Source organism: Streptomyces sp. NPDC057638, assembly GCF_042800315.1.
Classification (GTDB): domain Bacteria; phylum Actinomycetota; class Actinomycetes; order Streptomycetales; family Streptomycetaceae; genus Streptomyces.
In genome coordinates, this window is sequence record NZ_JBHVHF010000413.1 from 1 (window position 1) to 5,628 (window position 5,628).

6 protein-coding genes are annotated in these 5,628 nt (G+C 69.9%); 1 reads left to right on the forward strand and 5 read right to left on the reverse strand.

Annotation, left to right across the window (positions count from 1 at the left end; genetic code table 11):
- Positions 1–491: MarR family winged helix-turn-helix transcriptional regulator (locus ACFVIM_RS32140; protein WP_384308994.1), on the reverse strand; the 491-nt coding region annotated here is incomplete at its 3' end.
- A gap of 168 nt (positions 492–659) precedes the next feature.
- On the opposite strand from ACFVIM_RS32140, the gene ACFVIM_RS32145 reads away from it, so the two are divergent.
- Complete coding sequence (locus ACFVIM_RS32145; RefSeq protein WP_384308996.1) at positions 660–1,736, forward strand: alkene reductase; 1,077 nt, start codon at positions 660–662, stop codon at positions 1,734–1,736.
- A gap of 210 nt (positions 1,737–1,946) precedes the next feature.
- On the opposite strand, the gene thpD is transcribed toward ACFVIM_RS32145, so the two are convergent.
- The 4 genes from thpD to ectA all read right to left on the reverse strand — a co-directional run bounded on the left by thpD (position 1,947) and on the right by ectA (position 5,358).
- Complete coding sequence (thpD, locus tag ACFVIM_RS32150) at positions 1,947–2,846, reverse strand: ectoine hydroxylase (protein WP_384308999.1); 900 nt, start codon at positions 2,844–2,846, stop codon at positions 1,947–1,949.
- Positions 2,847–2,849: 3 nt separating this feature from the next.
- Entirely contained in the window at positions 2,850–3,248 is a 399-nt protein-coding gene (locus ACFVIM_RS32155) for an ectoine synthase (RefSeq protein ID WP_384309002.1), read from the reverse strand.
- 76 nt (positions 3,249–3,324) lie between these two features.
- Positions 3,325–4,611 (reverse strand): diaminobutyrate--2-oxoglutarate transaminase, encoded by a 1,287-nt coding sequence (gene ectB, locus ACFVIM_RS32160; protein WP_384309004.1) that lies wholly within the window; start codon positions 4,609–4,611, stop codon positions 3,325–3,327.
- 150 nt (positions 4,612–4,761) lie between these two features.
- Complete coding sequence (ectA, locus tag ACFVIM_RS32165) at positions 4,762–5,358, reverse strand: diaminobutyrate acetyltransferase (RefSeq protein WP_384309006.1); 597 nt, start codon at positions 5,356–5,358, stop codon at positions 4,762–4,764.
- Between the last annotated feature and the right edge of the window lie 270 nt (positions 5,359–5,628).

Sequence of the window (5,628 nt, forward strand, 5' to 3'; positions counted from 1 at the left end):
GCGCCGCACTCCGCCGCCGTCTCCCGGCAGAGGTTCTCCGCCGCCTTGCCCAGCAGCCGGACGAACTCCTCCCGCTCGTCCTCCGCCAGGCCCTGGAGCGTCTGCCGCTCCAGTTCGGCCCAGGAGTCGGCGACCGCCACGCGCAGGGCGCAGCTCTTCTCGGTGGCCTCGACCAGGACCGCGCGCCGGTCGTGGGGGTCGGGGCTGCGCCGTACATGGCCGGAGTGCTCCAGGCGCTGGAGCATCTTGGTCACGGTGGACGGGTCCAGGTCCAGCACCTTGATCAACTCGGACTGGCGGACCGGGCCCGCGTCCCACAGCCGCATCAGCAGGAACTCCTGACCCGGGTAGAGGCCGTGCGCGCGCAGCAGCTTGGCCGCCGCCATGCGGTGGAGCCGGGCGAGCTTGGCGACCACGTGGTTGACGGGGCCGAACATCTCACAGCCGGTGGGCTGCGTGGTGACGCTGCCCCCGGTCGTCTCGGGCGTCATCGGACCTCCTCGTCGGGCCGGTCCGGACGGTCGTTCCCGCCGGGGCGCAGCCACATCCCGATTTTACATTGGTCGGCCAATCAATGCGCTACAGTGGTGCTCGTCGGCCAATCATTGGTCGACCATATATTTTTACTTGGCCGACCAATATCGCCCAGGGAGCCCCCGATGACCACCGCCTTCAGCCCCGTCGACCTCGCCGGTCTCACGCTCACCAACCGTGTCGCCATGGCGCCGATGACCCGTTCCCGCGCCTTCGGCCCGCAGCTCAGCCCCACCGAGGACACGGCGACCTACTACGCCCAGCGCGCCGGAGCCGGGCTGATCATCACCGAGGGCATCCAGCCCTCCGTCACCGGCCAGGGCTACCCCGACACCCCCGGGCTCCACAACGACGAACAGATCGCGGGCTGGCGCCAGGTCACCGACGCCGTCCATGAACGCGGCGGAAAGATCTTCGCCCAGCTGATGCACTCCGGCCGGATCGGCCACCCGGTGCTCTTCCCCGACGGCCGCGCCAGCGTCGCGCCCTCCCCGGTCGCCGCCGCCGGACAGCTCTTCACCCATGACGGCCCCAAGGACTTCCCCGTACCGCGCGAACTGCGCGCCGACGAGATCCCCGCCGTGATCGAGGAGTACGCCGACGCCGCGCGCAACGCCGTCGCGGCCGGGTTCGACGGGGTCGAGCTGCACGGCGCCAACGGCTATCTCATCCAGCAGTTCCTCGCCTCCAACACCAACCGCCGCGACGACGCGTGGGGCGGCACGGTCGCCAACCGCATCCGCTTCGCCCACGAGGTCTCCCGCGCGGTGGCCGAGGCGATCGGCGGCGCGCGCACCGGTCTGCGCCTCTCCCCGTTCAACCCGTACAACGACATCGCCGAGACCGACGCCCACGAGGTCTACCCGGCGCTGGTGGACGCCGTGGAGCCGCTCGGCCTCGCCTATCTGCATGTCTCCGAGAACAGCGACGAGGCCCGGCCGGTGACCCACGCCATCCGGGAGCGGTTCAGCGGCACGCTGATCCTCAACCCCCGGACCGAGGGCCCCACCGACCACCGCGCGCTGGAGCTGATCGACGAGGGCCTCGCCGACATCATCGCCTTCGGCGCCCTCTACCTCGCCAACCCGGACCTGCCGCGGCGCCTGCGCACCGAGGGCCCCTACAACACCCCGGACCCGGCCAGCTTCTTCGGCGGCGACGCCAAGGGCTACATCGACTACCCGGTGCTCCAGACGGTCTGATCACCGCTGGGGCCGGGGCACCCGCGTAGCCCTCCGGTCCTGGTCACCGGGAGGGCCGCCCGGGCCTGGGCGGACGGGGATCCCCGCACCCGTACGGACGGGGATCCCCGTTGCACCCCGAGGGGGCCGGTCCGCACGCACCCGGACCGGCCCCTCCGTACGTCCCGTACCTCCCGTACGCTCCCCGCGCCCGTACGCCGTCAGCTCAGCTCAGCGGACGGGGGTGAAGTCCCGCGCGCCGATGAACGACGGCCGGGGCTCCGGAGCGGCGAACGGGCGGACGGCCGCGTTCTCCACGCTGTTGAAGACGATGAACACGTTGCTGCGCGGATAGGGCGTGATGTTGTCGCCCGAGCCGTGCATGCAGTTGCAGTCGAACCAGGTCGCCGAGCCCGCCCGGCCGGTGAAGAGCCGGATGCCGTGCTCCCCGGCCAGCTGGGTCAGGGCCGCGTCCGACGGGGTGCCCGCGTCCTGCATCTGGAGCGACTTCTTGTAGTTGTCCTCCGGGGTCTCGCCCGCGCAGCCCAGGAAGGTGCGGTGCGAGCCGGGCATGATCATCAGCCCGCCGTTGGTGTCGCGGTTCTCGGTCAGCGCGATGGAGACGGAGACGGTCCGCATGTTCGGCAGTCCGTCCTCCGCGTGCCAGGTCTCGAAGTCGGAGTGCCAGTAGAAGCCGGAGGCCCCGAAGCCCGGTTTGACGTTGATCCGCGACTGGTGGACGTAGACGTCCGAGCCGAGGATCTGCCGCGCCCGGCCCACCACGCGCTCATCGCGCACCAGCGCCGCGAAGACCTCGCTGATCCGGTGCACCTCGAAGACCGAGCGCACATCCTGGGAACGGGGTTCGATGATCGACCGCTCGTCGGCGCGGATCGCGGGATCGGCGATCAGCCGCTCCATCTCGGTGCGGTAGAGCGCGACCTCCTCGTCCGTGATCATGTCGGTGACGGTGTGGAAGCCGTCGCGTTCGTACCCGGCCAGCTCCAGGGTGGTGATCGGGCCCGGCGCTCCGGGCGCCGACCAGACGACCGGGTCCTGGCGCGGGGTCAGCATCTCGCCGACGCCCCGGGTCGGGTAGTGGTCGGTGTCGTCGCGTACGGCGGTGGTCATGGTTCAGCCCTCCTCGGTGATCAGGGGGTAGACGCCGTTCTCGTCGTGGTCCTCCCGGCCGGTGACCGGCGGGTTGAAGACGCAGACACAGCGGAAGTCGGTCTTGGGGCGCAGCGTGTGCCGCTCGTGCCCGTCGAGCAGGTACATCGTCCCGGGCGTGATCCGGTGGACCGCCCCGGTCTCGTCGTCGGTCAGCTCGGCCTCCCCCTCGACACAGAGCACGGCCTCGATGTGGTTGGCGTACCACATGGATGTCTCCGTGCCCGCGTACAGCACGGTCTCGTGGAAGGAGAAGCCGACCTTCTCGCGGGCGAGGACGAGCCGCTTGCTCTCCCAGGTGCCCGACGCGGCCTTGACATGGCGTTCGGTGTTCTCGATCTCGCCGAGCGATCGGATGATCATTGCGCGCCGCCTCTCTCTGCGGGTCTGTTGACAGTCGGGTACGAGGGGTGGTGCCGCTCGGGCCGTCTCACGGACCTCAGCTGTCCTGTGGACCTCGGGCCGTCTCACGGACCGCGCGGGCCAGGATCCGCAGTCCCTGGTCCAGCTCCCCGGCGCTGACCGTCAGCGGCGGCAGCAGCTTGACCACCTCACCGCGCGGCCCGGAGGTCTCCAGCAGCATCCCCAGCTCGAAGGCGCGGCGGCAGACCGCCGACGCCCGCTCCGGGTCGGGGAACTCCAGCCCCCACACCAGCCCCCGGCCCCGGAAGGCCACCCCGGGGTCGTCGCACTCGGCCGTGATCCCGAGGAGCGCCCGCTCGGTCTCCTCGCCCCGGGCCAGGGTCTGCTTCTCCATCTCGCCGTCGGCCCAGTAGGTGTCGAGCGCGGCGGCGGCCGTGACGAAGGCCGGGTTGTTGCCCCGGAAGGTGCCGTTGTGCTCGCCCGGTCCCCAGATGTCCAGCTCCGGGGTGAACAGGCAGAGCGACATCGGCAGCCCGTAGCCGCTGATGGACTTGGAGAGGGTGACGATGTCCGGGACGATCCCGGCCTCCTCGAAGGAGAAGAACCCTCCGGTGCGGCCACAGCCCATCTGGATGTCGTCCACGATGAGCAGCATGTCCCGCCGCTCGCACAGTTCCTTGAGCGCGCGCAGCCACTCGGGCCGGGCGACGTTGATCCCGCCCTCGCCCTGCACGGTCTCCACGATCACGGCGGCGGGCTTGTTGAGGCCGGAGCCCTGGTCCTCCAGGAGCTTCTCGAACCAGAGGAAGTCCGGGACCCGGCCGTCGAAGTAGTTGTCGAAGGGCATCGGCGTGCCGTGCACCAGCGGGATCCCGGCGCCCGCCCGCTTGAAGGCGTTGCCGGTCACGGCGAGTGAGCCCAGCGACATTCCGTGGAAGGCGTTGGTGAAGGAGACCACCGACTCCCGGCCCTTCACCTTCCGCGCCAGCTTGAGCGCCGCCTCCACCGCGTTGGTGCCGGTCGGGCCCGGGAACATCACCTTGTACGGGAGGTCACGCGGGCGCAGCACGATGTTCTGGAACGACTCCAGGAAGGCCCGTTTGGCGGTGGTGGCCATGTCGAGGCCGTGGGTGATGCCGTCCCGCTCGATGTAGTCGAGCAGGGCGCGTTTGAGGACCGGGTTGTTGTGCCCGTAGTTGAGGGATCCGGCCCCGGCGAAGAAGTCGAGATAGGTGTGGCCGTCCTCGTCATGGAGGAAGCTGCCCTGCGCGCGGTCGAAGACGGCGGGCCAGCCACGGCAGTAGCTGCGGACCTCGGACTCCAGGGTCTCGAAGACGCTGAGGGCGGGCGGGGTGATGGTCATGGAGGTCTCCGGGGGGTGTCGCGTGCGTGAGGAGTGAGGGGTGTCAGGGATACGGGAGGTACGAGAGCGGCCGGGCTCCGGCGTCCCGGCGGTGGTCAGCCGCCGTGGGTACGTCGGTGTGCCGCTGTCGCTCCGACCCGGTGGACCGCGTCAGAGCGGCGGCAGTCCGATGCGGTAGAGGAACTCGGACTGGTGCGACGCGTCCTGCCCGTCCTGTCCGTCCCGCGCGCCCTCGCTCGGGGCGGCGGCACCATCCGCCTCGCTCGGGAAGAGGGCGGCGTCGAAGAGGACCTCGCGCTCAAGACCCGTGCCCCGGCGCTGTGCGAACGAGGTGAAGAGCCGGTCGGAGGCGGTGTTGTCGGGGGTGATCGTGGTCTCGATCCGCCGGATTCCCTGGGTGCCGCGCACCTTGTCGGTCAGCGCGTCCAGCAGAGTGCCCGCCAGTCCCCGGCCCCGGTGGGAGGCGTCCACGGCGATCTGCCAGACCACGAGCGTGGTCGGCTGCTCGGGCCGGACATACCCGGTGACGAAGGCGACCGGGATGCCGCTCCCGTCCCGTGCCACCAGTGAGGTACCGGCGAAGTCACGGCACCACAGCAGATAGCTGTAGGAGGAGTTCAGGTCCAGGGCCCGGGAGTCGCGGGCGATGCGCCAGATCGCGGCTCCGTCCTCCACTCGGGGAGAGCCGATAACGGTGAATTCACTGGACGGGAGGGGGTGGGCAAGATCTTCCTGTGCGGCGGTCATGCCCAGCAAACTTACCCAGTGAATTCGGAAAATGCATGGTGGGGAGGGGTTGGGTGAAAGGGGCCCTTGTGTTATCGCGCGGGCGCGACAGTGGATCACCGGGGCGGGATGTTTGCCCCGCTTTACGGGGTGTGAAAGGTGCGAAAAGGGACTCGATATGGTGTCGGTCACACCCTGGCTCATGGCCTGGAAGCCCGAGGGGAAGCCGTGCCTTCTTTCCGAACGCAACCCTGCCAGCGTAAAACTGCCCACCGACAGCCGTGACGGGAC

Excerpts from the sequence above, each read along its gene's own strand:
- ACFVIM_RS32145 (WP_384308996.1), top strand. The coding sequence starts at position 660 with ATGACCACCGCCTTCAGCCCCGTCGACCTCGCCGGTCTCACGCTCACC.
- thpD (WP_384308999.1), bottom strand. The coding sequence starts at position 2,846 with ATGACCACCGCCGTACGCGACGACACCGACCACTACCCGACCCGGGGC.
- ACFVIM_RS32155 (WP_384309002.1), bottom strand. The coding sequence starts at position 3,248 with ATGATCATCCGATCGCTCGGCGAGATCGAGAACACCGAACGCCATGTC.
- ectB (WP_384309004.1), bottom strand. The coding sequence starts at position 4,611 with ATGACCATCACCCCGCCCGCCCTCAGCGTCTTCGAGACCCTGGAGTCC.
- ectA (WP_384309006.1), bottom strand. The coding sequence starts at position 5,358 with ATGACCGCCGCACAGGAAGATCTTGCCCACCCCCTCCCGTCCAGTGAA.